This is a genomic window from Lyngbya sp. CCY1209 (genome assembly GCF_055795065.1).
The window spans coordinates 1-25,490 of sequence record NZ_JAYFER010000417.1 but is presented as its reverse complement, the minus strand read 5'-3'; the positions used below and the strand labels follow the sequence as shown (position 1 = coordinate 25,490).

Annotated in this window: 24 protein-coding genes; 15 read left to right on the top strand and 9 right to left on the bottom strand. The window is 55.3% G+C overall.

Annotated features, from left to right (window positions below; genetic code table 11):
- The first annotated feature begins 199 nt into the window (after positions 1 to 199).
- From AC0QHF_RS12575 to AC0QHF_RS12565, 3 genes are all read left to right on the top strand, one after another.
- A complete protein-coding gene (locus AC0QHF_RS12575) occupies positions 200 to 838 on the top strand; it encodes a type I restriction endonuclease (RefSeq protein WP_324704563.1) in 639 nt (212 codons plus the stop codon).
- A 165-nt stretch (positions 839 to 1,003) separates the two neighbouring features.
- Positions 1,004 to 2,359 (top strand): ABC transporter substrate-binding protein, encoded by a 1,356-nt coding sequence (locus tag AC0QHF_RS12570; protein ID WP_324704562.1) that lies wholly within the window; start codon positions 1,004 to 1,006, stop codon positions 2,357 to 2,359.
- A 183-nt stretch (positions 2,360 to 2,542) separates the two neighbouring features.
- Positions 2,543 to 3,841, top strand: coding sequence for an MFS transporter (locus AC0QHF_RS12565; RefSeq protein WP_324704561.1), 1,299 nt, complete (start codon positions 2,543 to 2,545; stop codon positions 3,839 to 3,841).
- A 150-nt stretch (positions 3,842 to 3,991) separates the two neighbouring features.
- Here the strand turns inward: AC0QHF_RS12565 and AC0QHF_RS12560 are convergent, their stop codons facing one another.
- From AC0QHF_RS12560 to cysE, 5 genes are all read right to left on the bottom strand, one after another.
- Positions 3,992 to 5,050, bottom strand: a complete 1,059-nt coding sequence (locus AC0QHF_RS12560; protein ID WP_324704560.1) for a Gfo/Idh/MocA family protein — start codon at positions 5,048 to 5,050, stop codon at positions 3,992 to 3,994.
- 186 nt (positions 5,051 to 5,236) lie between these two features.
- Entirely contained in the window at positions 5,237 to 5,965 is a 729-nt protein-coding gene (rnc, locus tag AC0QHF_RS12555; protein ID WP_324704559.1) for a ribonuclease III, read from the bottom strand.
- A 112-nt stretch (positions 5,966 to 6,077) separates the two neighbouring features.
- Positions 6,078 to 6,635, bottom strand: a complete 558-nt coding sequence (locus AC0QHF_RS12550; RefSeq protein ID WP_324704558.1) for a (2Fe-2S) ferredoxin domain-containing protein — start codon at positions 6,633 to 6,635, stop codon at positions 6,078 to 6,080.
- Positions 6,636 to 6,891: 256 nt separating this feature from the next.
- Positions 6,892 to 7,167 (bottom strand): DUF2949 domain-containing protein, encoded by a 276-nt coding sequence (locus AC0QHF_RS12545; protein ID WP_324704557.1) that lies wholly within the window; start codon positions 7,165 to 7,167, stop codon positions 6,892 to 6,894.
- 69 nt (positions 7,168 to 7,236) lie between these two features.
- Positions 7,237 to 7,860 (bottom strand): serine O-acetyltransferase, encoded by a 624-nt coding sequence (gene cysE, locus AC0QHF_RS12540; RefSeq protein ID WP_324704564.1) that lies wholly within the window; start codon positions 7,858 to 7,860, stop codon positions 7,237 to 7,239.
- A 1,209-nt stretch (positions 7,861 to 9,069) separates the two neighbouring features.
- Between cysE and nifB the strand changes: the two genes are divergently transcribed.
- The 11 genes from nifB to cysK all read left to right on the top strand — a co-directional run bounded on the left by nifB (position 9,070) and on the right by cysK (position 19,907).
- On the top strand, positions 9,070 to 10,524 hold the full coding sequence (nifB, locus tag AC0QHF_RS12535) for a nitrogenase cofactor biosynthesis protein NifB (protein WP_324704556.1): 1,455 nt from the start codon (positions 9,070 to 9,072) through the stop codon (positions 10,522 to 10,524).
- 172 nt (positions 10,525 to 10,696) lie between these two features.
- A complete protein-coding gene (gene nifS, locus AC0QHF_RS12530; protein ID WP_324704555.1) occupies positions 10,697 to 11,899 on the top strand; it encodes a cysteine desulfurase NifS in 1,203 nt (400 codons plus the stop codon).
- Positions 11,900 to 12,181: 282 nt separating this feature from the next.
- Positions 12,182 to 13,063, top strand: a complete 882-nt coding sequence (nifU, locus tag AC0QHF_RS12525) for a Fe-S cluster assembly protein NifU (RefSeq protein WP_324704554.1) — start codon at positions 12,182 to 12,184, stop codon at positions 13,061 to 13,063.
- Positions 13,064 to 13,253: 190 nt separating this feature from the next.
- Positions 13,254 to 14,627: a nitrogenase iron-molybdenum cofactor biosynthesis protein NifE gene (gene nifE / locus AC0QHF_RS12520; protein ID WP_324704553.1), complete on the top strand. Its 1,374-nt coding sequence runs from the start codon at positions 13,254 to 13,256 to the stop codon at positions 14,625 to 14,627.
- Positions 14,628 to 14,750: 123 nt separating this feature from the next.
- Positions 14,751 to 16,112 (top strand): nitrogenase iron-molybdenum cofactor biosynthesis protein NifN, encoded by a 1,362-nt coding sequence (gene nifN / locus AC0QHF_RS12515; protein ID WP_324704552.1) that lies wholly within the window; start codon positions 14,751 to 14,753, stop codon positions 16,110 to 16,112.
- Between the two features lie 255 nt (positions 16,113 to 16,367).
- Positions 16,368 to 16,775: a nitrogen fixation protein NifX gene (gene nifX / locus AC0QHF_RS12510; RefSeq protein ID WP_324704551.1), complete on the top strand. Its 408-nt coding sequence runs from the start codon at positions 16,368 to 16,370 to the stop codon at positions 16,773 to 16,775.
- Positions 16,776 to 16,815: 40 nt separating this feature from the next.
- Positions 16,816 to 17,043, top strand: a complete 228-nt coding sequence (locus AC0QHF_RS12505; RefSeq protein WP_324704550.1) for a CCE_0567 family metalloprotein — start codon at positions 16,816 to 16,818, stop codon at positions 17,041 to 17,043.
- A gap of 34 nt (positions 17,044 to 17,077) precedes the next feature.
- Positions 17,078 to 17,869 carry a HesA/MoeB/ThiF family protein gene (locus AC0QHF_RS12500; RefSeq protein WP_324704549.1) on the top strand — a complete coding sequence of 264 codons (792 nt, stop codon included), beginning with the start codon at positions 17,078 to 17,080 and terminating at the stop codon, positions 17,867 to 17,869.
- Positions 17,870 to 17,946: 77 nt separating this feature from the next.
- Entirely contained in the window at positions 17,947 to 18,261 is a 315-nt protein-coding gene (locus AC0QHF_RS12495; RefSeq protein WP_324704548.1) for a 2Fe-2S iron-sulfur cluster-binding protein, read from the top strand.
- Between the two features lie 129 nt (positions 18,262 to 18,390).
- A complete protein-coding gene (locus AC0QHF_RS12490) occupies positions 18,391 to 18,732 on the top strand; it encodes a hypothetical protein (RefSeq protein ID WP_324704547.1) in 342 nt (113 codons plus the stop codon).
- Between the two features lie 206 nt (positions 18,733 to 18,938).
- Positions 18,939 to 19,907 carry a cysteine synthase A gene (cysK, locus tag AC0QHF_RS12485; RefSeq protein WP_324704546.1) on the top strand — a complete coding sequence of 323 codons (969 nt, stop codon included), beginning with the start codon at positions 18,939 to 18,941 and terminating at the stop codon, positions 19,905 to 19,907.
- 91 nt (positions 19,908 to 19,998) lie between these two features.
- On the opposite strand, the gene AC0QHF_RS12480 is transcribed toward cysK, so the two are convergent.
- The 3 genes from AC0QHF_RS12480 to AC0QHF_RS12470 all read right to left on the bottom strand — a co-directional run bounded on the left by AC0QHF_RS12480 (position 19,999) and on the right by AC0QHF_RS12470 (position 24,417).
- Positions 19,999 to 21,594 carry a helix-turn-helix domain-containing protein gene (locus tag AC0QHF_RS12480; RefSeq protein WP_324704545.1) on the bottom strand — a complete coding sequence of 532 codons (1,596 nt, stop codon included), beginning with the start codon at positions 21,592 to 21,594 and terminating at the stop codon, positions 19,999 to 20,001.
- Positions 21,595 to 21,857: 263 nt separating this feature from the next.
- The gene (locus AC0QHF_RS12475) at positions 21,858 to 23,102 is read right to left on the bottom strand and encodes a hypothetical protein (protein ID WP_324704544.1); all 1,245 of its coding nucleotides are present in this window, start codon (positions 23,100 to 23,102) and stop codon (positions 21,858 to 21,860) included.
- 511 nt (positions 23,103 to 23,613) lie between these two features.
- Positions 23,614 to 24,417: a tetratricopeptide repeat protein gene (locus tag AC0QHF_RS12470; protein WP_324704543.1), complete on the bottom strand. Its 804-nt coding sequence runs from the start codon at positions 24,415 to 24,417 to the stop codon at positions 23,614 to 23,616.
- 128 nt (positions 24,418 to 24,545) lie between these two features.
- On the opposite strand from AC0QHF_RS12470, the gene AC0QHF_RS12465 reads away from it, so the two are divergent.
- Entirely contained in the window at positions 24,546 to 25,103 is a 558-nt protein-coding gene (locus AC0QHF_RS12465) for a glutathione S-transferase family protein (RefSeq protein ID WP_324704542.1), read from the top strand.
- Between the two features lie 109 nt (positions 25,104 to 25,212).
- Here AC0QHF_RS12465 and AC0QHF_RS12460 read toward each other — a convergent pair whose 3' ends face one another.
- On the bottom strand, positions 25,213 to 25,350 hold the full coding sequence (locus AC0QHF_RS12460) for a photosystem II reaction center protein K (protein ID WP_324704541.1): 138 nt from the start codon (positions 25,348 to 25,350) through the stop codon (positions 25,213 to 25,215).
- Positions 25,351 to 25,490 lie beyond the last annotated feature (140 nt).

The window sequence follows — 25,490 nt, the reverse complement described above, 5'->3', positions numbered from 1 at the left end:
CCATCCCCCCCAACCCCCATCCCCCCCAGCCCCCATCCCCCCCAGCCCCCCTTTGAAAGGGGGGAGTAAGGGGGGAGAAAGGGGGGAGATAGGGGGGAATCGAAATCTCAAAGTCCCCCAAAGTTGGGGGATTTAGGGGGCTTGTAGGAGGAAGACGATCGCCCTTAAAATATATAGACTCAAACAATAGTCAAATCCTATGGTAACAGGCAGGGGAATCAGAGAAGCGATCGCGACACTGAACGACTTGCAACGGCGTTTGGGACTCGTGCAAGCCACAAACGATGACTTTTTCTCCGAATGGACTGACGACCTGCCGTCCCTCACCGCCCAAGAACAAGCCAGCCTCGATCGCCTCAAACGGCGCTATGATTATCATCGCAGCGATGGTTTACTCTTAGAAGGTACGATCAACCTTGTCGTGACCGCACCCTTGCTGGAACTCCTGGGTTTTATCGATCCGCCCTTCCGCCTCAAATCACCTTATGGCATCACCCTAGAACTTGAAGAACCTGAAGAAACCATCCGAGGATTTATCGATGTACTCGTCCTACAAGAACGGCTTTGGATTTTGACCATCGAATCCAAACGGACAAGTATTTCCGTACCTGCGGCGTTTCCCCAACTTCTGGCTTACATGGCCGCCAATCCCAACCGTCAACTGCCCAATTACGGCATGGCGACCAACGGCGATGAATTTGTCTTTTTGAAGCTGGGAACCGGAGTCGAATACGATACCTCGCGATCGTTTTCGCTGTTTCCTCGCCGTCACGAACTGGGGCAAGTGGCACGGATTCTCAAAGCTTTGGGAATGCAGGTTTTAAACTCGCCCCCCTAGTCGCCAATTCTGGGGGGAATCGGAATCTCAAAGTCCCCCAAAGTTGGGGGATTGAGGGGGCTTGCGATCGCAAACCCTCCAAAACCCACCCCGATCCGCCGCCATCCCGGACGGAATCGAGCTAAATTAAATCACAGGAAGCGATCGCCAACGTAGGTACACAGGATGGGTAGAGTATCGGATCTGGAAAATCGAGGAAACTGTAGCCCCCCGCCCTATCCCCCCCTTTTTCCGGCAGGAGTCGCGATCGCCGGGTTCCTCCTCTTCGTCGCCTGTAACCGCATCCCCCCCGACCCCACTCAACCCCCCGCCGCCGAACCCGAAACCCCCGTCCCCACCCTGACCCTTTTGGGCGCCATGACGGGGGAACAGCAGAGGAAGCTGGAACTGGCCCTGGAACCCTTCGTCGAAGAAACCGGAATCCGGGTCATTTACCAGGGCACCCACGCCTTCACCACCCTACTTCCCGTGCGATACGAAGCCGGAAAACTGCCCGACATCGCCATCTTCCCCCAACCCGGCCTGATGGCCGACTACGCGGGACGGGGCCAACTCGTGCCCCTCGACAAAATCATCGATCGCGCCCAACTCGCCGCCGCCTACCCCCCCAACTGGCTGGAATTGGGCGGCGTCAACGGCAAAATTTACGGGATCTGGTATCGGGCCTCCGTCAAAAGCCTGGTCTGGTACGACCCCCAAGCCTTCCGAGACGCCGGATACACCGTCCCCGCCACCTGGGACGAACTGCAACAACTCTCCCGACAAATCATCGACGACGGCAACGTTCCCTGGTGTTTGGGAATGGAAAGCGGAGACGCCACCGGATGGGTAGGCACCGATTGGATCGAAGATATCATCCTCCGCACCTCCGGCCCGGAAATCTACGATCGCTGGGTCAAACACGACATCCCCTTCACCCACCCCGCCGTCCGAGACGCCTTTGAAACCTTCGGCAATATCGCCCTCGACCCCAAATCCGTCGTCGGCGGCACCCTCGGCGTCCTCGCCATCCCCTTCGATCGCTCCCCGGACGGACTCTTCACCGACCCCCCCCAATGCTACCTGCACCGCCAAGCCAGCTTCATCTCCAACTATTTCCCCGAGGGCGTCGTTTTGGGCGAAGATGCCGACATCTTCCCCCTCCCCCCCATCGACGAAGAATTCGGCTTGCCCATTTTGGTCGGCGGCGACGTGGTATCCATGTTCCGCGACACCCCGGAAGCCCGAAAATTGATGCGATACCTGGCCAGCCCCACCCCCCACCAAATCTGGGCGGAACTGGGGGGCTACCTCTCCCCCCACCAGGGAGTCAGTCCGGACACCTACCCCGACGAGGTGACGCGGAAACAGGCGGAAATCCTCTCGGAGGCGGATGCGATCCGCTTCGACGCCTCTGATATGATGCCGGGAGTGGTGGGCACCGGGACATTTTGGAACGGCATCACGGACTATGTGGAAGGGGAAGATTTGGATACCGTCTTGGAACAGATCGATCGCAGTTGGCCGGAGTCTTCGCGGTAGAAGGCGGGAGTCGGGAGTCGGTATTAGGGAATCGGGAAGAGAAAAGGGGGCAAATCCCGCGCCGCTACAATCACTCCCACAAATTCAATCTGTGAAATCTGCGTAATCTGCGGATTTCCTTACACTGTTATAAAGAGAGTTTGCTCTCCCTTAATTTGATGTCCCCGAAATGGTATTGATCCCTTGAACGCTCTATTTTCCATCGATCGCAGACAGCGACGCAGCCTCCTGACTTTATTTGTCGCCGGCCTATTTTTTTGGGCGGCGATCACCGCATTGCTGCCCACCCTCCCCCTCTACATCGAATATCTGGGGGGGACCAAACAGCAGATCGGTTTGGTGATGGGGGCGTTCGCGTTGGGACTGTTGCCCTCCCGGATCGGACTCGGGCCCCTGGCGGACGTGCGGGGGCGAAAGTTGGTGTTGGCGATCGGGGCGGCGGTGGGGATGTTGGCGCCCCTGGGCTATCTGTTCGTCACTTCGATCCCCCTGCTGGCTGCGCTGCGGGCGTTTCACGGCATCAGCATCGCGGCGTTCACCATCGGCTACACGGCCCTCGTCACCGACCTGGCACCGGACAACCGCCGGGGGGAGATCGTCGGATACATGAGTCTGGTGGCCCCCATCGGCATGGCGATCGGGCCAGCCCTGGGGGGGTTCATCCAGGCTTCGATGGGCTATTCTCCCCTATTTCTCACCAGCGCGAGTTTGGGACTCGTGGCGGTGTTGGGGATTTCCCAGGTGTGGGAACCGCCGAACGATCGCGCGATCGCATCCCAACCGGAATCGGGGCGATCGGGAATCCACAACTATCTGGCCCGTCTGGGGAGTCCCCCGCTGCGAATTCCGGCTTCGGTGATGCTGATGGTGGGGTTGATTTTCGGGACGATCGTCACGTTCATCCCCCTCTACATCCAAGATTTGGGGTTAAATTTAAATGCGGGCCTGTTCTACACCATGACTGCGATCGCCAGTTTTTCCGTCCGCCTGCCGATGGGCCGCGCCTCCGATCGCTACGGCCGGGGTATTTTTATACTGATCGGCCTGAGCTGCTATCTGATGTCGATGATTGTCCTCCGGTTCGCCGACGGCAATTTCGAGGTGCTGCTGGCGGGTCTGTTTGAAGGGGCCGCGGCGGGAATCACCATCCCGATGATGCTGACGCTGATCGCCGATCGCTGTCCCCCCCGGGAACGGGGTTTGTTTTTCTCCGCCTGTCTGGGTGGGTTTGACCTGGGATTGGCTTTGGCCGGCCCGATTTTCGGGTCGATCGCCGAGGTGACGGGATACCGGCAACTGTTCGGCATCAATTCGGGTTTGGCGGTATTGGCGATCCTCCTATTTCTCACCGGGTCCGCCCGAAACGTGCCGGAGTCCGTCCGCTTCGCCCTCGGCCGCGGAAAGGATGCCTACGCTTTGATGCCTCCCATTGGGACGGACTCCCCCGAAACGGAGTGGGAGGATGAATTGATCAAAAAATAGGGGCGATCCGCCGATCGCCCCTCCCCAGGCGAACCCGTCAAAAAACGTCCAAGAGCTAGGTGTCGGTGTTTAGGTCACGTCTGGCAGGTACACCCCGTAAATTGACGGTACGGCATACCTTTCAAATCCCCCGGGCGATCGCCATGAATTTCAAAGCGAAATCGTTTCGCCGCCCCGCTGCAAAGACGCACTCAACCCCCAGAGAATTTTTACCAATTCCGCCCCCACTTTCCCCGAAGAAGTCGGGCAGGGTTGATTGGTTTTGACGCATTCGAGGAAGCGATCGCAGGCCCGTTTCAACGGTTCGGCCGGCGGCACCTCCAGCACTTCCCGACGCTGCCCCGCCCCCTTCCAGGTTTCCCCGACGGCCTCCAAATGCCCGTGCAGCAGGGTCAGCGGGGACTCGGAGTCCAATTCGTCAAAAATCAGCGTCCCGCGGCTTCCAACCACCGCCAAGCGCCGCTGCTTGTCCGGATTGAGCCAGCACAGGTGAATGTAGGCGCGAAATCCGTCCGGGTAGGTGAGGGTCGCCATCACCAAGTCCGACAGGCCCGGAGTGGCGGGGAAAACCGGCGACGAACCGTCCTCCGTTTGCAGGGTGCGGTTCGGTTGCAGCCAAACCGTCCCGGTCGCCTGCACCGCCACGGGTTTTTGGCCCAGCCAGCTATTGAAAATGGCGATATCGTGGATCGCCAGATCCCAGAGGGCATCGACATCCCGGCGGATGGGTTCCAGGTGGGTGCGGGTGGCGTAGCCGTAGCGGAGTTCCCCCACCGCATTCTGGGCGATCGCTTCTTGGCCGCGTTCGACGACCGAATTAAATAGATATGTATGATCGACGAATAATTGCCGATTTTGTCGTTTCGCCAGTTCGCAAAGTTCCAGGGATTTCGCCGGGTTGACCGTCAGGGGTTTTTCCGCAAAAACGTGATATCCCCGCTCCAAAGCGGCAACGATTAAATCGTAGTGGGTGGAGGCGGGAGTGGCGATCGCGACGGCCTGCAATCCCGGCACGTCTAACGCCGCCGAGCAGTCGGAAAACAGCAACTTTTCGTTGAGTTGATATCGTTCTCCGATAATTTTCAACTGTTCCGGTATCGCTTCCGCCACCGCCACCACTTCGGAGTCCGGGTGGCTTTGAAAATTGCGGATCAGATGATTGCCCCAGCGTCCGGCGCCCAGGACGGCAACTTTGATCGGATCGGCCATAATCTCAAATCCTGATAATTAACCTTAAAAATTGGGGGGTGGCAGGTGGGGGGAATTTTAGATTTTAGATTTTAGATTTTAGATTCCTCGGTTCGGGAGAAGTTAGTCGTTAGAAATGAAGAGTGAGAAATTTCTCTCTTCTCTTTCCTCTATTCTCTTTCCTCCCTACACCCTACACCCTACACCCTACACCCTATCCCCGCCCACGGATAAAAATGCTTCCCGGGCGGCGGCTTGTTCGGCGGCTTTGATCGATCGCCCCGTCCCCTGGCCGAGTTTCTCCCCTTTGAACCAAACTTGCGCCGTGAATCGGGCTTCGTCGCCGGCGTAGCCGGTTTCTTCCACCTCGTATTTGGGCAACAATTTGTAGTTGCTTTGGGTCCACTCTTGCAGGGCTGCTTTGTAATTTTGTCGGGCCGGATCGTCGAAAATTTCCTTGGCGCGATCGAGTAAGTTCGAGTCGAGCCAGGGACGAACCAATTCCAAGGTATTGGTACTCAGATATAGCGCACCCAAAACCGCTTCAAAACAGTCCGCCAGACGGGATTCCTCTCCCATTTTATCGCGGACGGCGCTGCCGGCCACCAGCAAATAGCGCCCGAGGCCGTAGCCGTCGGCAATTTCGGCCAAAACGCGATCGCTCACCAACACCGATCGCACCGCTGCGAATTCCCCCACCGGGGCATCGGGGTACGTCTCGAACAGCAGTTCGGAGGCGGCCAGCCGCACCACGGAGTCCCCCACGAATTCTAATTGTTCGTAGTTCTTTTCGGTGGAAACGCTCGGATGGGTGAGGGCTAAATCCAACAACTGCCACGCGATCGGCGTTCGGGTCGAGAGTCCCAACCGTTCGACCACCTTCTCTAACTGATTCTGTCGCCTCGGATGACTGACTGCCTCGAATCGACGATCCAATCCGTTTGACCTCCAAATTCAGCCTTCTATTTTAAAGCAATTGCGATCGCTTGCCAAAATAAAAGCCCTCCCCTGGGCAAGGGGAGGGTGGGGTGGGGTCGATCAATTTTGCTCAGATTAAATAATGCTCTTTGAGCAGTGCGGTGATATCCTCGGGGGAAATTTTGCCGTATTTCGCCTTGGAAGGCATCATCACCATGTTGGGAGCATTTTTGCAGCGTTTTTGGCAACGGGTGGGGACGATTTCAATTTGTTCCTCAAGTCCGAGATTGGCGATCGCCGTTTGCAGGGCCGCGTTCAGTTGTTTTCCGCCTCGTTTGAGACAGCCGGATTTTTGACAGAGCATGATTTTTCCGGGCCGGGATTTTGAGCAGACGGTCGGGGGGGTTTCGGGGCGTTCTAAGGAACAGGCGAGCGGGCAAATTTGATGGGCTTTGACCTTGATTTTCTTGGATTTTATTTTTTGTTCGCCACAGACGTGGATCGAGTCGCCGAAGTGGAGGTCAAAATTCCAGGTTTTTCGCAATTCCTTGGAGAGCTTGATCTGAAAATTTTGTTCGCCCGCGTTGACAATAATTGCCTTCGGTTTTCCGTTCGATTTGCGGAGCAGATCGATAAAGGTCGCTTCCAGTTGGATGGAAGATGTTTGGGGGGTGCATGATGTCGTCATGGCTCTTTTTTGTTTATTCCGAAATATTTGCAATAGAAGCGGACAGAAATTCCGGACACAAGGCACTGTCCCGACCGGAGCGAGTCTCGTCCCCGTCGGCGAATTTCTGGATTGAAGGTAACATTACGAGATCCCGAAACTTGATTCAGACTCTTTTGATACCTTTTCTCAAAAAATAAGGGTGCGATCGCGGCATCTTTTTTATTCGCTCAAAAAATAGAAAATCCCCCGATGGAGACCGGGGGCGGTATCGAGTTCAACCCGTTTTGCAGAGGAATTGGGGGACTCTCAAACAAACCTTGAGGGCGCAGCGATCGCAGCTTTTGAGGGCAGTTTGGGGGGGGTTTTGCAGCAGCCAATCGAAGATTTGCTGAAGTTGGGTGAGGGAAATTAAACCGTACTGCCACAGCAGCATGGCGAGGGGGTCGCCCGGTTGTTTGTGTTGCAAGGCGATCGCGAGTTCGTCGCCGGAAATGGCGAGTTCTTCCAGGAGAAATTTCCGGAAAGCCCGGGTATTAGAATTGGTTTCCATGACGGCACTTGAGACTTAGAATTGAATGGGGAAATGGAGAGAGTAACCCCCGCCCGGGCAGGGGAAAAATTAAAGGTGTTGCGAGGAAGAATCGAGTTGTTGTTCGAGTCGTTCGATGCGATCGATCAGCGTGCGAATTAACTGAGCTTCCACGTCCGGAAGTTTGCCGTGTTCGAGGGGGCAACCGCAGCCGGTGCGACAAATAATTCGACCCGGAACGCCGACGACGGTACAATCGTCCGGCACGTCCTGTAGAACGATCGAACCCGCACCAATGCGGACGCGACTGCCGATCGCGATATTGCCGAGAATTTTTGCCCCGGCGCCCACTACCACGTTATTGCTCAACGTCGGATGGCGTTTTCCGGTTTCTTTTCCCGTCCCCCCCAGGGTGGCATTTTGGTAGATCAAACAGTAGTCGCCGACAATCGCGGTTTCTCCGATGACGACACCCATGCCGTGGTCGATAAAAACGCCCTGTCCGATGGTGGCGCCGGGGTGAATTTCGATCCCCGTCAAAAACCGGCCGATGTGGGAGAGAAAGCGGGGCAAAACCGGAATTTGGCGGCAGTACAGCCAGTGAGAAATTCGGTGCATCGCCAGAGCGTGCAAGCCGGGATAGCAGCAGAGCACTTCCAGCCCATTTCGAGCCGCCGGGTCCCGTTCAAAAATAATTTGAAAGTCGGCCCGGATGGTTTCCCAAAGGGAGCGGACGGGGGCGGCGGATTTGGGAAAGTGGGCGACGGGAGTCGGGCCGGATTTCCATCGCTTTTTTTTGTGCGTTTCATGCAAAGGAAAGGGTTGTAACATGAGTAAAGGTGATTGACATCTAGAGCGGGTGTTGTTGTATTGCTTATATCAAAGACTCTTTTCCGATGGGCCGCAGCGGACATCGATTAGATTGATTAGTTAATTACCCTGTACTCAATTTTTTGTGACCCCGACTCTCGGGGAATTTGAGGCGATCGCCAAAAATTTTTTGGGGTGGGGGGGCGGGTATTTTGGGCGGGGGGGACGGGTGTTTTCGAGTCCGGGGTGCGGGGTTTTGCACTCAGGTGCGATCGCGGCGAAAGTCCGATGGGGTCTGGGATTGGAGTGGCAAGAGTCGAAAATTTGGGTTTCAACTCAAATTGAAAAGATCCGCAGGGTGCGATCATATGATAGATGGGGGTGGGAGGATTTTTTTCCGAATTAACATTAAAAAAATCTGCACTTGTTTGAATTCCCCACAGAAACGGTTAAAATAGATACAGAATTGAATTCCGTGACAGCACTGGGGAAAGCCGAAGCGCCGACTCCAGTCTTTTTTGCCGGCGGGGCGATCGGATCGGGATGCAAACTGAGTAAAATCGGAAAAAAAAATAAACGTCTGATACTTTGGCTACAGACTCATCTTACAGTAAGTATAAAGACGCAGGTTAATTTTAAAAAAATCGACAAATGTGAGTCCGAGGTGAGTACAAAGGGGGGTGGCGATCGCACCCCGGCAAAACCCCCGGCAAACTCCCGCCCCATCGAGATTTGGGGGTGAGTACATCGGCGCCAGTGTCCCCCCGCAAAAACACTGGGACCCCCACAGAAAAATACCCGCCCCCCATCCCGCAAAAAAAAATAAACCCCACCAGACCGGGAGTTTCGGCGGTGAGTGCATCTCTAATTATATTAATAAATAAAATCTGCGATCGCTTCCCAATCCGCCCGGACGGGGGGTGCTATAACTTCATCAACGCCGGGATACCAGTCCGGGCCAAAGCTAACTTTATTTTCGACGAATTGAAGATTTGGAAATCTCGCAACATTCCCCCGGGGGAAAGAGTATTTCCCACTCAAGTTTACACGGCCAAAATGGATGGGTCAAACCCCAACTGACCCCCCGATGTCCACCTTTACCCACGGAATTCAATGACACCGATAACCGATACCACGACGGAGATCCGAACTCCCACCGTTAAATCCGGGGGTTGCAACTGCGGTGCGACCCCAACCGAAGAAATCCAAGATCAAAAACTGCGGGAACGCATCGAAAAACACCCCTGCTACAGCGAAGACGCCCACCATCACTATGCCAGGATGCACGCTGCTGTTGCGCCGGCTTGCAACATTCAGTGCAACTATTGTAACCGCAAATATGACTGCGCCAACGAAAGCCGCCCGGGCGTCGTCAGCGAACTGCTGACCCCCGAAGAAGCCGCCCACAAAGCTTTAGTGATCGCCGGAAAAATCCCCCAGATGACCGTGTTGGGAATTGCCGGCCCCGGCGACCCCCTCGCCAACCCGGAACGGACGTTCCGCACCTTTGAATTGGTGGCGGCACAGGCGCCGGACATCAAATTATGTCTGTCCACCAACGGCCTGATGTTGCCCGATTACATCGATCGCATCAAAGAATTGAACATCGATCATGTCACCCTGACAATTAACATGATCGACCCCAAAATCGGCGAAAAAATATATTCCTGGGTGCACTACCGCCGCAAGCGCTATCATGGCATCGAAGCGGCGACGATTCTCCGCGATCGCCAAATGGAAAGTTTGGACCTGCTGCGGGAAGCCGATATCCTCTGCAAAGTCAACTCCGTGATGATTCCGGGCATCAATGACGAACACCTAGCGGAAGTCAATAAAGTCATCCAATCCAAGGGCGCATTCGTACACAATATCATGCCCCTAATTTCCGCCCCCGAACACGGAACCTACTTCGGCCTCAACGGACAGCGCGGCCCGAACCCCAAAGAGTTGAAATCCCTGCAAGATCAATGTTCCGGCAACATGAAGATGATGCGCCACTGCCGCCAGTGCCGCGCCGACGCGATCGGATTGTTGGGAGAAGATCGATCGCAGGAATTTAGCAAACAGAAAGTCATGGAAATGAAGGCGGAATATGACCTCGAAAGCCGCCAAAAAGTCCACGCCGGCATCGACAAATTCCGGGCGGAAATCAAAGCCGCGAAACAGCAGTTGGCGGCGATGAAAACAGCCGGCGATCGGGAAATTCCCCAACCCCCCACCGAAAAAATTCTGTTAGCCGTCGCCACCAAAGGCAGCAACCTCGTCAACCAACATTTCGGCCACGCCAAAGAATTCCAAATCTTTGAAGTGGACGGCAGCGAAGTCCAATTCATCGGACATCGCAAAGTCGATCACTATTGTCAAAGCGGATACGGCGAAGAAGCCACCCTCGACCATATTATTGAAGCGATCGCGGACTGCAAAGGTGTCCTCGCCTCCAAAATCGGAGACTGCCCCCAAGAACGCCTCCGAAAAGCCGGCATCGAACCCTTTGAAGGGTACGACACCATCGACAAATTGGCGATCGCCTTCTACGACCAATATCAGGGAGTCGGGAGTCGGGAGTAGGAAGTCGGGAATTGGGAACTGAAACCGCCCGACTCCAAGGGCGATACTTACATCTCTAAACCGTCAAGAAGTGTCACCCGTAGGGGCGCAAGGCTTGCGCCCTCCTTCCCCAAAAATTAATAATTGACAATTGTTAATTATTAATTATTAATTGTTAATTGGAAGATCAGCCATGAGTGATTGTATTTATTTTGACAACAACGCCACCACCCGCATCGACGAAGCGGTTGTCGAGGCGATGCTGCCCTACCTGACGACCTTCTACGGCAACCCTTCCAGTATGCACAGCTTCGGCGGACAGGTGGGGCGGGCCACCAAACAGGCCAGAGAACAGGTCGCCGCCCTCCTGGGGGCTGACGACACGGAAATCGTCTTCACCAGTTGCGGCACCGAAGGCAACAACGCCGCCATCCGCGCCGCCCTGCAAGCTCAACCCAACAAACGCCATATCATCACCACCCAAGTCGAACATCCGGCGGTTTTGAACGTCTGCAAACTGCTGGAGAAAAAGGGTTACAGCGTCACCTACCTTTCCGTCAACGGCGAAGGACAGATCGACCTCGACGAACTCGCGGCGTCCCTGACCGATGATACCGCCCTGGTTTCGATGATGTACGCCAACAACGAGACGGGGGTGATTTTCCCCGTCGAAGCGGCGGGGGCGATGGTCAAAGAACGCGGCGCCACCTTCCACGTCGATGCGGTGCAGGCGGCGGGGAAAGTCCCCTTCGACCTGAAAAATAGCACCATCGATCTGCTCACCCTCTCCGGGCACAAACTGCACGCCCCCAAAGGCATCGGGGCGCTGTACGTCCGCCGGGGCGTGAGATTCCGCCCCCTGCTGATCGGCGGGCACCAGGAGCGGGGCAGGCGCGGCGGCACCGAAAACGTGCCGGGAATGGTCGCCCTCGGCAAGGCGGCGGAACTGGCCCGGGCTGCGTTGCCCAACGTCGAGGAAGAACGGCAATTGCGCGATCGCCTCGAGTGGAACATCCTCGCATCCATACCCAACACCGCCATCAACGGCGACCCGGTGCACCGCCTCCCCAACACCACCAACATCGGTTTCAAGTACATCGAAGGGGAAGCGATCCTGCTCTCGTTGGACAAATACGGCATCTGCGCCTCCTCCGGTTCGGCCTGCACCTCGGGCTCCCTGGAACCCTCCCACGTCCTGCGGGCGATGGGACTGCCCTACAGCGTCCTCCACGGTTCCATCCGCTTCAGCATCTCCCGCTACACGACGGAGGCGGAAGTCGATCGCGTCCTGGAAGTGCTGCCGGAAGTGGTGGAACGCCTCCGCCTCCTGTCTCCGTTCAACAGCGACGAGGCGGGATGGTTGCAAGAGCAGGAAAAGGCGGCTTTGACGCACTGAAGATGGGGGGCGGAGGGAGAATTCGGGAGTTGGGAGTCGGGAGTCGGGAGTCGGGAACTCCGGGAGCGGAGAGGCGGGTTGAACATCCGCACCGCTTGGGAATTAATTCCCGAGGGCGCAAGCCAGGGGCCCCTACCAGCGAAAATCATATTCAGATGATTGGGGAGTTTGTACGGATCTGAAATCAACTTGCCTCCTCTGCCTCCTCTGCCTCCTCTGCCCCCCCTGCCCCCTCTGCCCCAAATTAATTGCTGACAGACTCTTATTATTGGTAGAAAAAAGATGTGGGATTATACTGAAAAAGTGATGGAGCATTTCCAGAACCCTCGCAACCAGGGGGTTATTGATGAAATCTCCGAGGGCGAACGGATCGTTACGGGAGAAGTGGGTAGTATTGCCTGCGGGGATGCCCTGAAACTGTATTTGAAGATCGACGAAAGCACCCAAACCATTTCCGACGCCCGCTTTCAAACCTTCGGCTGTGCCAGCGCGATCGCCTCCTCTTCGGCCCTGACGGAATTGTTGAAAGGGGTTCACGTTGATGATGCCCTGAAATTGAGCAACAAAGAAATCGCCGACTATTTGGGGGGATTGCCGGAGGAAAAAATGCACTGTTCCGTGATGGGACAGGAGGCGTTGGAGGCAGCGATTTACACTTACAAAGGCATTCCGCTCGACACCCACGAAGAGGATGAAGGTCGGGTGATCTGTACCTGTTTCGGCATCACCGATGCCAAAATTAAGCGTATCGTCCGGGAAAATAATTTGACGACGGCGGAACAGGTGACGAATTATGTTAAAGCCGGGGGCAGTTGTACGAGCTGTCTGGCCGATATCGACGATTTGATCGCCGAAGTTGTCGAAGGCGGGGGAGAAACAGTGGAAGTCGCCGCGCCGACGATCGCACCCAATTCCCCGAAACAACCCCTGACCAACCTGCAAAAAATGACCTTGATTCAGCAGGTGATCGCGGCGGAAATTCGCCCGATTTTGGAGGCCGACGGCGGGGACGTGGAACTGTTTGACGTGGAGGGCGATCGCGTCAAAGTGATTCTCAAAGGCGCCTGCGGTTCCTGTTCGAGCAGTTTGGCGACTCTCAAATACTCGGTCGAAGCCCGACTCCGCGATCGCGTCGCCCCCACCCTCACCGTGGAATCAGTATAAAACAAAACTCGGGGAAATTTGAGGCGAAAAACAAACACAATCTTAAATTTCTCCGAAGCGATCGCGGCGGACAGTTTCCAACCCAATGCGGATGAGAGCCTGTCCCCAACAACCAAAAGCGCGTTGATGCGATCGCCAAAAATGTCGCCGCCAGCCCATCTAGGAGTCATTCAGGGGGAAAACAAAACTAATGAAACTCACCCAAGGAAAAATTGCCGAACTCCTCAGCGAACCCGGATGCGAACACAACCACAAAACCGGGGACGGCAAAAATAAAGCCTGTCAGCAACAAGCCAAACCCGGAGCAGCCCAGGGGGGTTGCTCCCTCGACGGCGCCACCATCGCCCTGATTCCGATCACGGACGCGGCCCACCTCATCCACGGCCCGATGGGTTGCTCGGGGAACTCCTGGGGATCTCGCGGCAGCCTCTCCTCCGGCCCGACCACCTACCAGATCGGCTTCACCACCGACCTGAGCGAAAATGACATCATCTTCGGGGGCGAAAAACGGCTCTACAAAGCCATTAGCGAAATCGTCACCCGCTACCATCCCGCCGCCGTCTTCGTCTACTCCACCTGCGTCCCCGCCCTAATCGGAGACGACATCAACGCCGTCTGCGAAGCGGCCCGCAAGAAATACGAAACCCCCGTCATCCCCGTGCACGCCCCGGGTTTCGTCGGCAGCAAAAACCTCGGCAACCGCCTCGGCGGGGAAGCCCTGTTGGATCACGTCGTCGGCACCGCCGAACCGGAATACACCACCCCCTACGATATCAACCTGATCGGAGAATACAATATCGCTGGGGAAATGTGGGGCGTTCTCCCCCTATTTGAAAAAGTCGGCATCCGCGTCCTCTCCAAAATTACCGGCGATGCCCGATACCAAGAAATTTGCTACGCCCACCGCGCCAAACTTAACGTCATGATCTGCTCGAAAGCGCTGATCAACATGGCGCGGAAAATGGAGGAAAAATACGGCATTCCCTACCTCGAAGAATCCTTCTACGGCATCGAGGATATGAACCGCTGTTTGCGGGATATCGCCGCCCATTTCGGAGATCCCGCCCTCATCGAACGGGTGGAAAAAGTTATCGCCGAAGAAACCGCCCAATTAAATATTACTCTCGCACCTTACCGCGATCGCCTGAAAGGAAAGCGGATGGTTCTTTACACCGGCGGCGTTAAAAGTTGGTCGATCATTTCGGCAGCTAAAGATCTCGGCATCGAAGTCGTCGCCACCGGCACCAAAAAAAGCACCGCCGAAGATAAAGCCCGCATCAAAAACCTGCTGAGTCCCGACGGCATCATGATGCAAAAAGGCAACGCCGAAGAATTGCTGAAAGTGATCGCCAAAACCCATGCGGATTTATTGGTCGCCGGAGGCCGAAACCAGTACACCGCCCTCAAAGCCCGCATCCCCTTCCTCGACATCAACCAAGAACGCCACCACGCCTATTCGGGATACACGGGCATGGTGGAAATGGCCCGGGAATTGGACGAAGCCATCCACAGTCCCATCTGGGAACAAGTCCGGCGTCCGGCGCCTTGGGAAAGTGAAAAATGAAAAATGAAAAGTGGGAAGAAACCGGGTTTCTAGAAGCATTTCGATTTCTTACCCCAGTCTCGGGTAGAAACCCGGTTTCTAAAACCCCAGAGCACCGAGCACACCCCAATTCACACCCTTCCCATGACTACTATCTGTAAACCTAAAAAATCTGTCGCGGTTAATCCTCTTAAACAGAGTCAACCTTTGGGCGCCTCCCTCGCTTTTTTGGGAATCAAAGGAATGATGCCGCTGTTTCACGGTTCCCAAGGCTGCACGGCTTATGCCAAGGTGCTGCTAGTGCGACACTTTCGGGAGGCGATCCCGTTATCCACCACGGCGATGACGGAAGTTAGCGCTATTCTCGGTGGCGAGGATAATGTGGAAACGGCTATTCTTACCCTTGTTGAAAAGGCAAAGCCCGAAATTATCGGGTTGCTGACGACGGGACTCACGGAAACTCGGGGGGACGATATGCCCCGGATTCTTAAATCCTTCCGCGAGGAACATCCAGAGTTGGAAAATTTGGCGATCGTTTCGGTTTCGACACCGGACTATAAAGGCGGGTTGCAGGAGGGGTATGCGGCGACGGTGGAACAGATCGTTACGGCGGATTACGGGGCGGCAAATTCTCCGGATTCAGATACCGATACTCGCCCGCAAGTGACGATTTTACCCAGTTCGATGTTTTCTCCCGGGGAGGTGGAGGAGATTAAAGAAATCGTTTCCGCCTTCGGGTTTAAACCCCTCGCGGTTCCGGATCTTTCCACGTCGATGGACGGGCATTTGGAAGATGATTTTCGCGCCATTACTTCCGGCGGCGCGACGTTGGAGGATTTGCGGCGGTTGGGGCGATCGCACTTTACCCTCGCCCTCGGAGAAAGTATGCGATCGCCCGCCGTTGCCCTCCAAAAGCGCTTCGGCACCGATTACGAAGTTTTCCCCCGGTTGGCGGGTTTGGGAGCCGTGGACGAGTTCCTGATGCGGCTGTGTCGCCTGGTTTCTCCGGACAAGAAATCGATCCAATCCGATGATGTCCCCGCCCAATTTCCTCGCCAGCGGCGTCAGTTGCAAGATGCCATTCTCGACACCCATTTCTATTTCGGACGCAAGCGAGTTTCCCTCGCCCTCGAACCCGATTTACTCTACCAAGTCAGTTGGTTACTGCACGAAATGGGGGCGGAAATTCAGGCGGCTGTCACCACGACGAAATCTCCGTTGTTGGAACAACTGCCCTTGGAAAGTGTCACGATCGGGGATTTTGAAGATTTCGAGGAATTGGCAAAAGGGTCGGATTTGATTATTGCCAACTGTCAGGCTAAAGTAATTGCCGATCGCTTGAATGTTCCCCTCTACCGCATGGGCTATCCGATTTACGATCGCCTCGGAAATGGCAGCCGCTGTTTGGTGGGATATCGCGGCACGATGCAATTCCTGTTCGACGTCGGCAACCTATTTCTAGAAACCGAAATGTCCCACCACCCCACCCCGGCGGGATTGCATTGAAATCATTAAAATCTCCCCCCTTTGTAAGGGGGGCCGGGGGGGATCGCCTCCCCCCTTTGTAAGGGGGGCCGGGGGGGATCGCCTCCCCCCTTTGTAAGGGGGGCCGGGGGGGTGCGAGGGGGGGACAAAGGGGGGTTGGGGGGGATGGCTCCCCCCTTTGTAAGGGGGGCTGGGGGGGATCGCGATCGCGCGACAGTCAAACCGGCGGAATCTGATATTACCCATCTCTTTTTATTGAAAAAAAGGAGAAAAACCATGAAAATTGCATTCACAACAACCGACAATATTCACATCGACGCGCACTTCGGCTGGGCGAAACAGATGGATTTCTACGAAGTCGATACCGAAGGGGCGACGTTCCTGGAAACCGTCCAATTTGGTGGGGATCTCAAAGAGGACGGCAACGAAGATAAACTCGTGCCGAAAGTCTCCGCAGTGGAGGGATGTACCCTCGTTTACGTTGCCGCGATCGGGGGCGGTGCCGCCGCCCGACTGCTGAAAAAAAATGTCACCCCCATCAAAGCGAAAACCGAATCGGACACCATTTCCGAAACCATCGACGAACTGATTCAAACCCTGAACGGGAGTCCGCCCCCTTGGCTGAGAAAAGCCCTGTCTCTGGGGATGAAAAAAGAGGCGGTTTTGAGTTTTGAAGAGGATTGATAGTCGTCAATTTGTGATATTATAGAGAGGAGACAAAACGATGATTCAGGCGAGCGAAAAAGTTCCCACCCCGGAAGCGATCGCGGAACTGAAAAAGAAAGTCCGGAAGCTCAATACCAAAGCCAGCCAAATAAAAATGGATCTGCACGACATCGCCGAAGGGTTGCCCGAAGACCTGGACAAACTGCCGGAAACGGCGGCCAAAACCTACGAGATATTTTGCGAGTTGGAGCGACTCAGACAAGAACTGAAAGAATTAGAAAAATAACAGTAATTATCCCATCGAAAAGGAGGTGCGAGGAGTGTCAGAACTGACGCCGACGGAACTCGAACGGTACAGCCGACAAATTCAACTCCCCGGTTTCGGCGAAGATGGACAAGCCGCCCTGAAAAATTCCACCGCCTTGGTGACGGGGGTGGGGGGTTTGGGGGGGACCGTTGCCCTGTATTTGGCGATCGCCGGCATCGGCAAATTAATTTTGGTGCGGGGGGGCGACCTGCGCCTCGACGACCTGAACCGCCAGATCCTGATGACGGACGACTGGGTGGGCAAACCCCGGGTTTTCAAAGCCAAGGACACCCTCGCCCAGATCAACCCCCACGTCGAAATCGAGGCCGTCAACGACTACATCACCGCCGAAAACGTCGATGAGTTGGTGCGGCGGGCCGACATCGCCCTCGACTGCGCCCACAACTTCGACGAACGGGACCTCCTCAACGCCGCCTGCGTGGGCCATAACCGGCCGATGGTGGAGGCGGCGATGAACGGGATGGAAGCCTATTTAACGACCGTCATCCCCGGCCAGACCCCCTGTCTGTCTTGCCTGTTCCCGGAAAAGCCGGACTGGGACCGCTGGGGATTCGGCGTCGTCGGCGCGGTTCCCGGGACCCTCGCCTGTCTGACAGCCTTGGAGGCGATCAAATTCATCACCGGACTGGGGGAACCATTAAAAGGCCAACTGCTGACGATGGACCTGACGCGGCTGGAGTTCGCCAAACGCCGGCCCTACCACGACCCGAATTGTCCGGTTTGCGGCCACCTGCACCCGAAAAATCTGGATGAAGTCGAGTTGTCATCCCGACTCCTCGTTTGAGGGATGGGATTCGACCCCGAAGTTTTACAGACACCAAACCGACCTTTGTCAACCCAATTTGAGAGGAAAATCGGATCATGACGAAAACTTACAAAGTCCGCCTGATTAAGGGCCGAAAAAATAAGCCTTTAGAATTGGATGTCACCCTGGAAGTTCCCGAAGATACTTATATCTTAGATGCGGCCGAAGAACAGGGGATTGACCTCCCCTCTTCCTGCCGTTCGGGTTCCTGTTCGAGCTGCGTCGGGCGCATTCAAGAAGGGGAAGTTGATCAGGAAGAGCAGTGCTTCTTGGAGGACGAACAAATTGAGAATGGATACGCCCTCCTGTGCGTGAGTTATCCGAAATCGGATTGCACGATCAAAACTCACCAAGAAGCGTTTATGATCTAGTGTCGGAATCAGACACGTCATCCGGTAGGGGGTAAATTTTATTACCCTCTACGGCAATATCAACCACATTTAATGGCAGGAATAGGATGATGATTGAAGAAGAAAGATTTGCGAGGAGGATCAATTTTGATGAACTTCAGATGGGGGACATTTATTAGCAAAGCCGGATTTTGGCTGGCACTCGAAATCTGGCTCAATCTCATCGGATTAGATAATGAAGCCGACTACGGCGAATTCATGCTCGATCAGGAAATGGAACTGGCCAGAAATAGCGATCGCACCGTAAAGGTCTGCAAGCATATGCCCGGATTTTGCCACAAAATCAACGACTTCTGTCCCGCTCATTTTATGATCCACGGTCAACGGGACATCGAGCCGAATATTCACATTTATTTTACGACGTTCCTGAAGCGCTGCCAACGCCTGAAGAATCCTTGCGCGAAAGTTTTTATCATCTCCTCAAATCGTTAATGCTGGGCGGAAATGGGGGGCGATCGCGACGCAAACCGGCCCCATATTCCAGATAGTTAACGGTCAAATTAATGACGGCTTGAGTTGCCCCATCAAATCATCTATAATAAAATATTACCAGTACGACAGTCATTCACCCGACCTTCCGATTTTTCGGCGGCCCTTCCCTCGCCGCAATGAAATGTCAACCTCAATCATTTAGAACCATGCGTATCGCTCACAATATCACAGAATTGATCGGCCGGACTCCCTTGGTGAGACTGAATCGGATTCCCCAGGCGGAAGGCTGCGTCGGTCAAATTGTGGTCAAGTTAGAAGGGATGAATCCCGCCGCCTCCGTCAAGGATCGGATCGGCGCCCACATGATCGAAACCGCCGAGCGGGAAGGCCTGATTCTGCCCGGTCAAACGACTTTGGTCGAACCCACCTCCGGCAATACCGGAATCGCCCTGGCGATGGCCGCCGCCGCCAAGGGGTATCAACTGATTTTGACCATGCCGGAAAGCATGAGTTTGGAGCGGCGATCGATGCTGCGGGCCTACGGCGCCAAGTTGGAACTGACGCCGGCCTCCCAGGGCATGAAAGGGGCTATCCAGAGGGCCTACGAACTCCTCGACACGGTTCCCAACGCCTATATGTTGCAGCAGTTCCGCAACCCGGCCAACCCAGAGATTCACCGCCACACCACGGCCGAGGAAATTTGGGAAGACACCGACGGACAGGTTGACTTTCTGATCGCCGGAGTCGGGACGGGGGGCACGATCACGGGCGTCGCCGATGTCCTCAAACAGCGGAAACCGGGATTTAAAGCGATCGCCGTCGAACCCATCAGCAGTCCCGTCCTCTCCGGCGGCGAACCGGGTCCCCACAAAATTCAGGGCATCGGCGCCGGGTTCGTCCCGGAAGTCCTCAACGTAGACCTGATCGACGAGGTGATTACCGTAACCGACGACGAAGCCTTCAGCTACAGCCGTCGCATGGCCCGGGAAGAGGGGTTACTTTCGGGGATTTCTTCGGGTGCGGCCCTGTGTGCCGCGATCGCAGTTGCCCGACGCCCCGAAAATCGCGACAAATTGATCGTAATGATCCAGCCGAGTTACGGCGAACGTTATCTGAGCACCCCCCTATTTCAAGATCTCAACGAGGAACAACAGCCGATTCTCGCCCGGGGGTAGATCCGAGAAACCGGGTTTCTAGAAGCATCTTCCATTTCGCCCCCGAGACTCGGATAGAAACCCGGTTTCTTCCCCACCCCAACGATCCGATTCAACTCAATCCCAATACCCGACGCAAAATCGCCTGATCCTGGGGTTTAGCCGAAAAGCGGCCGTTTTCCAAATCCCGAATCCAACTCTGACTTTTTCCGGTCATCTGCGCCAGCGCCCGCTGGCTGATGCCCCGTTTTTTTCGAGCCTTGAGAATCTGTTCGCCCGACAGCCCCATTGGCTTCAATTTGGAGCGATGTTTTTGGGCGATTTTCCTTTGTTTTTTTTGCTCGAACTTCGCCAAAGGCAGCGCCCATTCCGGGGGCAAATCGAAGCTCAAAATTCGCGCTTTCATCAACCCATTCCACTTGCCCCGGGGGCTCGAATCCGTCAGGCGGCGATCGCTGCTGCCGTCGTCGATCCAAAAAGCGATCGCCTCCTCCGCATCGTTCGGCAAGTCCGCCAATCGCGCCCACAGGGGTTGAATTTCGGGGGGGTAAGTCACCGGGTCAAATTGGGGTTTGAGTCCGTGGTGGTGGAGCACTTCCAAATCATTTTCAAACGATCGCAACAGCCGCTTTCGTTCCTCCCGGGAACCGGACGCCCGGGAGATTTTTTCCGCCCCGTAAGCCACCCGCATCAGCGTCGGAACGGTGATGGACTGTTTCCGCCCCACCTTCGTTTTAAACAGCAGCCACAACATCATCCGCGCCGCGCCGATATGTTGCTGCCAAATGCTCATGACGGCAGTCAACAGGAACTTCGGCAACGTCCCGTATTGATAGAACGTTTCTCGCCGGCGCCCCCCCCGTTTGTTGAGGAAATATTCCGACCAATTTCCAGCCCGAATTTTAAACGTCAAACCGGTCAGATATTTGTAGCCCGACTCATCTTTTTGAAAGTGATGTTGAATCTCCGACAGGTGCCACAGCCGCTCTTGGGGGAGGGTAAATCCCGGCACCCGTCCCTGTTGAGGCCAGTCGATCGCGACTTCGAGTTGACAGGGTTGCCGAACCCAAGTTTTGATCAGCGAAAGTTTGGTCGCCTTGCTGATATCCTTGCGTTTTTCCAGTCCGAGATACCGTTCAATTTGCCCGTCGGTGATGATAAATTCTTGCTCCCAAGGTCGCTCCAACGCCACGGCGTGGGCGGCATAAATTAAATGCAAACAAGCGGAGCGAACGTCGAAGATGGACTCGGTAGCAGTATCGGGAGATGCGGATAACGTGGATTCGAGTTCTGCCGCCAGCCGAAAGATCATCGCACCCCGTCCCTGCTTGACGGGACGTTGATAGTAAAATTTGCCGTTGAGGTCCGTCGTCCACGGTAAAATTGAAGCGCTCGTGAGCAAATTACACCCTTCCCAAATCACCATCGAGGATGCGAAGGGATTATTGGTTCCGTTGGAGAAAATGTCGGGACTCGGGACTATCCTTTCGATCGCTTTGTAGCGGCCTTTTTTGGCGGGAAGGGGGACGATGCTTTGCGTCGGACATCGGGTGACGCATTCGGGCTGCGACCCTTCATCCGGACACCCGGTACACAATCCCGGTTCGATCCAAAATTCTCCATCGTTGTCGCGCTGAATGGCACTCGTGGAACAGTGGGGCAGACAACTGCCACATTTTGAACAGTTTTGATAAATTGTGTAAGACATTGGGATTGGGAAAGTACCTGGGACTGGGAATCGCGACTTGGGTCTCTAAACGGGTCAAATGATGCTGCCAGAAAATTTGACGATGGTGATGGGCTCGGGCTTGATTCTTTAATATTCCACAATTCCGGCCCGTCATTTGTTCGCCCCAGTCAATTTAAGGATTTTTTCACCTTTTTTGTGGATTTCCAGTTCGCGGCAAACCATATCGGTCAGTTCGTAGATGTCGATCGCCTCCGATGAGTCCGGCCAGTCATCGCAGACGATCAGGCACTGAGCAATCGAGTCTTTTTTGAACCGAAATTGAGGCTGAACGCCAGATTCAGATTTTCCAGGGACTCGACCAACCACAGTACCTTCGGCTTCGGGAAACCCGCATAATGCGTAAACAACACCGCAAACCGTTTTTCCAAATCACCCCTCACCCGGCGACAGACGAGGACGATTTTGAGCATCAAACCCACGACCGGGGTAATTCCCAAGTTGCTCGTCAAATCCAAAAGGACGAAGTGATTGGGACGGTGGGCACCTTCGACCACTATAAAATTCAGAACCTTCCGACAGGTTCCGGCGATCAGGCTGTCGCTGACTTTCTGAGAATCGTTGTGGGGTAGAGTCTCTTGCAAGGTTTGATACAACCGTTGGTTGAAGCGCTTTTTCCCATATTTGCTGTCGATGGAGGAACTCAGATACTCGTAGAGATCTTCCTTGAACGTCCGGTAAGACCGGGCGCGGGGAGTTTGCTTGAGAAACAGCCGGGACGATTCTTGATAGGTGTATCCCCGGTCTACCTTACCCGTAAAGTGGCTGACCGCCTGGGTCAATTTGCGATCGCTCAACAGGGTGGGATTTTTGGGGGTCGGTAAAATGAGCTTCTGTTCCGGATTGCTGCGCTGGTAGCTCATGTATTGATACAGCTCGCGATCGAACCGGCGGCTGGCCGTCTGTCGCATCTGGCGGATCTGCTGCCGTTGGTCGGTGGTGCTCTCGTCGGTGAGAAAACAGTGGTCGTACAGATAAGGATAGCGGACGATCAAATGTTCGAGCTGGGTTTCTTCCTGTTTGTCCGGTTTGCGACGGTCGTGAAACAGGTGGGCCAGACGGCGGAGCGCCTGATACTGCTCGGTTTGGATAAATTGCTGCATCATCCGACGCAGGAGGTGGGCCGTCCAGGAGGGGGGGAGCCCGCTCGGTTCCTGGCTCAACAAACCGATGAGCTCCGGAATCGCCCACTGCAGGCGTGGCCGCTTTTGCCACCGGTTCACCAAAATATAGCAGCACCGGTTGATCGTAAAAATAAACCGTTCGCGACCCAAATCCGAGTCGATGATTCTCCCCAAAGCCTTCCACACCGGGACAACTTCATATTCCTGCTCGCCGAGAAACAGACGGCGAAAACGCGCGATCGTCTCCTCCGGCGATTCATGCTCCGCACGCTCTTGCAAGTGGTCGTACAGAAGTTGTTCGTCGGGTTTGGTCTGATGATAGTAGCTGAACCCAGAATCCGTCACAGTCGTCCCCTCTCGTTTAATAAGGGATATCGTTTTACACTCCAACTCACACCCAATATCGGCTTTGAGTCAACCTTCGGCTTCGGTGTATCCACCCCCACCCCCGTCTACGCAGTTCCGAAAGCCCGCGATCGCTTCATATTGATAGAATATCTCGTAGCTGCACCGGGTCGCTTAACCGAAATTAAGCTATGTAGCGTCTACCCTCAGTGTAATCAAAAGTTAACGGCTCCCATGTAAAACTTTCGTCAACTCCCGATTTCATTTGTAAAGCTTCGGTAAAGGTACGGTGCGATCGCCGGTTTGGGGAAACCCCGAAGACCTCATCGGTGGGGCGACCGTCCCGGGTCGCCCATGGGTCGCGGATTTCAGACGCATCAAAAACTTTCAATTATCTCTCATAAATTGTCAATTGTCAATCGTCATCGGTGGGGGCGACCGTCCCGGGTCGCCCATGGGTCGAGGATTTCAGACGCATCAAAAATTATTGTCCATTATTAATTATCAATTATCAATTATCAATGATCAATTGTTTCAAAGTGTCCATCGCCTGCCGGTACTGTTGCAAATTGCCCGATCGCGCGGACAGGTCGGCGGACTGTTGCAGGTCGGATCGGGCGCCTTGGCGATCGCCGATTTGGTAGCGGCTGACGCCCCGGTTGTAGTAGGCTTCCGGGTCGTCCGGGTCGAGGTAGATCGCCTCGTTGTAATCTTCGATCGCCCCCTCGCGATCGCCGGTCCGGAAGCGGGCATTTCCGCGTTTGAAATAGGGGGCGGCCAGATCCGGATTGAGGCGGATCGCTTCGCTGAAGTCGTCAATTCCGGTTTCGTAATCCCCCAGATTTTCCGCGTAAATTAACCCCCGCAAATAGTAGGCGCGATCGTGGAAGGGGTCGAGGCGGATCGCTTCCGTGGTATCGTCGATCGCCGGCCAGTATTGCCCCAGTTTCACCCGGGCGACGGCCCGGTTGTAGTAGGCATCGACGTATTCGGGGTTGAGGCGGATCGCCTCGGTGAAGTCGGCGATCGCATTTCGGACATTTTCTTCGGCTTTGAAGTGGACGACGCCCCGGTTGTAGTAGGCGACGGCGTAGTTGGGTTTGAGCCGCAGGGCTTCGGTAAAGTCCGCGATCGCCCCAGCGATGTCCCCCCGTTCGTAGCGGGCGATTCCCCGCTCGAAAAACTCCGTCGCCGTGAGTTGGGCGATTCGGGCGACAGGATCGGCGATCGCCGGGGGGGAGGCGGCCCCGTTCAAAATCAGGGTGGCGAGCAACAAAGCGGATGGAAAGCGGGCGATCGGATTGATGGGTAACATAAACTGCTTCAAAATGGATGAAGTCGCGATCGGGAGAAGTTGGGAAGCCGAAATCTTCCGATCCTTATTTTGCCTCACCTCGGCGAGGAAAGGCAGGCCTTGTCCACCCCATTTAGGAAAGATTGAAAATGCTGAAACTTTACGGAACGTCCATGAGTCGAGCCGCGATCGTGCAGTGGTATCTCGAAGAAATTGCCGTCCCCTACGAGTTCGTCCTGTTGGATCTCAAAGCCGGGGAACACCAGAAACCGGACTACCTCGCTATCAACCCGATGGGCAAGGTTCCGGCGATCGCGGACGGAGATTTCACCCTCTGGGAGTCGGGGGCGATCCTGCTCTACCTGGCGGAAAAATACGGGAAAATGCCGGAGTCTCCGGAGTATCGCGCACAAGCGGCCCAGTGGGTGCTATTCGCCAATTCCACATTGGCGACGGGGGTGTTCGTGGAGGCCAACCGCGATCGCGAAACCCCCCGGTTGATGACTCCCCTGAATCACATCTTGGAAACGCGGCCCTATCTGATGGGGGATGAATTCGGCGTCGCAGATGTGGCGGTGGGGTCGATGTTGGCTTACATCCCCATGATGCTGAAAATGGATTTGGGCGAATATCCGGCCGTTGTGGAATACAGCAAGCGGTTGTCGGAGCGTCCCGCCTTCCAAAAAGCCATCGGCGGTCGCGGATAGCGATCGCAATTGGCTATCGGCACTCAGTCCGCTCGATTTGTCCGATTCTTCCCCGTCCGGGGAGCGACAAACCCGGCCCACTCAACGCCGATAGCCGGACGGTCTGGCTTTATCTGAAGCCGACGGCCGCTTGCCAGACGAAAGCCAACAGCAAGAAAAAGACCGGGATGACGGGCAAAATATCGATAACGGGGCTAAAAATGGAGTACGCTTCCGGCAGTTTCGCCAACAGCAGTGCTGCTTCCATGAATCAGTTGACCTCTCACTAAAACGGCTCTCAGAATTTTACCAAATCTTTGGGTCAATTCTTTTTTTTGAGGGGACGGGCGATCGTCGGGGGAGTCGGGAGTCGGGAGTCGGGAGTCGGGAGTCGGGAGTCGGGAGTCG

What these genes read in the sequence shown, in the direction of transcription:
- AC0QHF_RS12470 (WP_324704543.1), bottom strand. Translation starts at nt 24,417, where the DNA reads ATGTTACCCATCAATCCGATCGCCCGCTTTCCATCCGCTTTGTTGCTC.
- AC0QHF_RS12465 (WP_324704542.1), top strand. Translation starts at nt 24,546, where the DNA reads ATGCTGAAACTTTACGGAACGTCCATGAGTCGAGCCGCGATCGTGCAG.
- nifE (WP_324704553.1), top strand. Translation starts at nt 13,254, where the DNA reads ATGAAACTCACCCAAGGAAAAATTGCCGAACTCCTCAGCGAACCCGGA.
- AC0QHF_RS12550 (WP_324704558.1), bottom strand. Translation starts at nt 6,635, where the DNA reads ATGACGACATCATGCACCCCCCAAACATCTTCCATCCAACTGGAAGCG.
- AC0QHF_RS12490 (WP_324704547.1), top strand. Translation starts at nt 18,391, where the DNA reads ATGAACTTCAGATGGGGGACATTTATTAGCAAAGCCGGATTTTGGCTG.
- cysK (WP_324704546.1), top strand. Translation starts at nt 18,939, where the DNA reads ATGCGTATCGCTCACAATATCACAGAATTGATCGGCCGGACTCCCTTG.
- AC0QHF_RS12505 (WP_324704550.1), top strand. Translation starts at nt 16,816, where the DNA reads ATGATTCAGGCGAGCGAAAAAGTTCCCACCCCGGAAGCGATCGCGGAA.
- nifU (WP_324704554.1), top strand. Translation starts at nt 12,182, where the DNA reads ATGTGGGATTATACTGAAAAAGTGATGGAGCATTTCCAGAACCCTCGC.
- AC0QHF_RS12575 (WP_324704563.1), top strand. Translation starts at nt 200, where the DNA reads ATGGTAACAGGCAGGGGAATCAGAGAAGCGATCGCGACACTGAACGAC.
- nifS (WP_324704555.1), top strand. Translation starts at nt 10,697, where the DNA reads ATGAGTGATTGTATTTATTTTGACAACAACGCCACCACCCGCATCGAC.
- AC0QHF_RS12545 (WP_324704557.1), bottom strand. Translation starts at nt 7,167, where the DNA reads ATGGAAACCAATTCTAATACCCGGGCTTTCCGGAAATTTCTCCTGGAA.
- AC0QHF_RS12560 (WP_324704560.1), bottom strand. Translation starts at nt 5,050, where the DNA reads ATGGCCGATCCGATCAAAGTTGCCGTCCTGGGCGCCGGACGCTGGGGC.
- nifN (WP_324704552.1), top strand. Translation starts at nt 14,751, where the DNA reads ATGACTACTATCTGTAAACCTAAAAAATCTGTCGCGGTTAATCCTCTT.
- AC0QHF_RS12570 (WP_324704562.1), top strand. Translation starts at nt 1,004, where the DNA reads ATGGGTAGAGTATCGGATCTGGAAAATCGAGGAAACTGTAGCCCCCCG.
- AC0QHF_RS12480 (WP_324704545.1), bottom strand. Translation starts at nt 21,594, where the DNA reads ATGTCTTACACAATTTATCAAAACTGTTCAAAATGTGGCAGTTGTCTG.
- nifB (WP_324704556.1), top strand. Translation starts at nt 9,070, where the DNA reads ATGACACCGATAACCGATACCACGACGGAGATCCGAACTCCCACCGTT.
- AC0QHF_RS12460 (WP_324704541.1), bottom strand. Translation starts at nt 25,350, where the DNA reads ATGGAAGCAGCACTGCTGTTGGCGAAACTGCCGGAAGCGTACTCCATT.
- nifX (WP_324704551.1), top strand. Translation starts at nt 16,368, where the DNA reads ATGAAAATTGCATTCACAACAACCGACAATATTCACATCGACGCGCAC.
- AC0QHF_RS12495 (WP_324704548.1), top strand. Translation starts at nt 17,947, where the DNA reads ATGACGAAAACTTACAAAGTCCGCCTGATTAAGGGCCGAAAAAATAAG.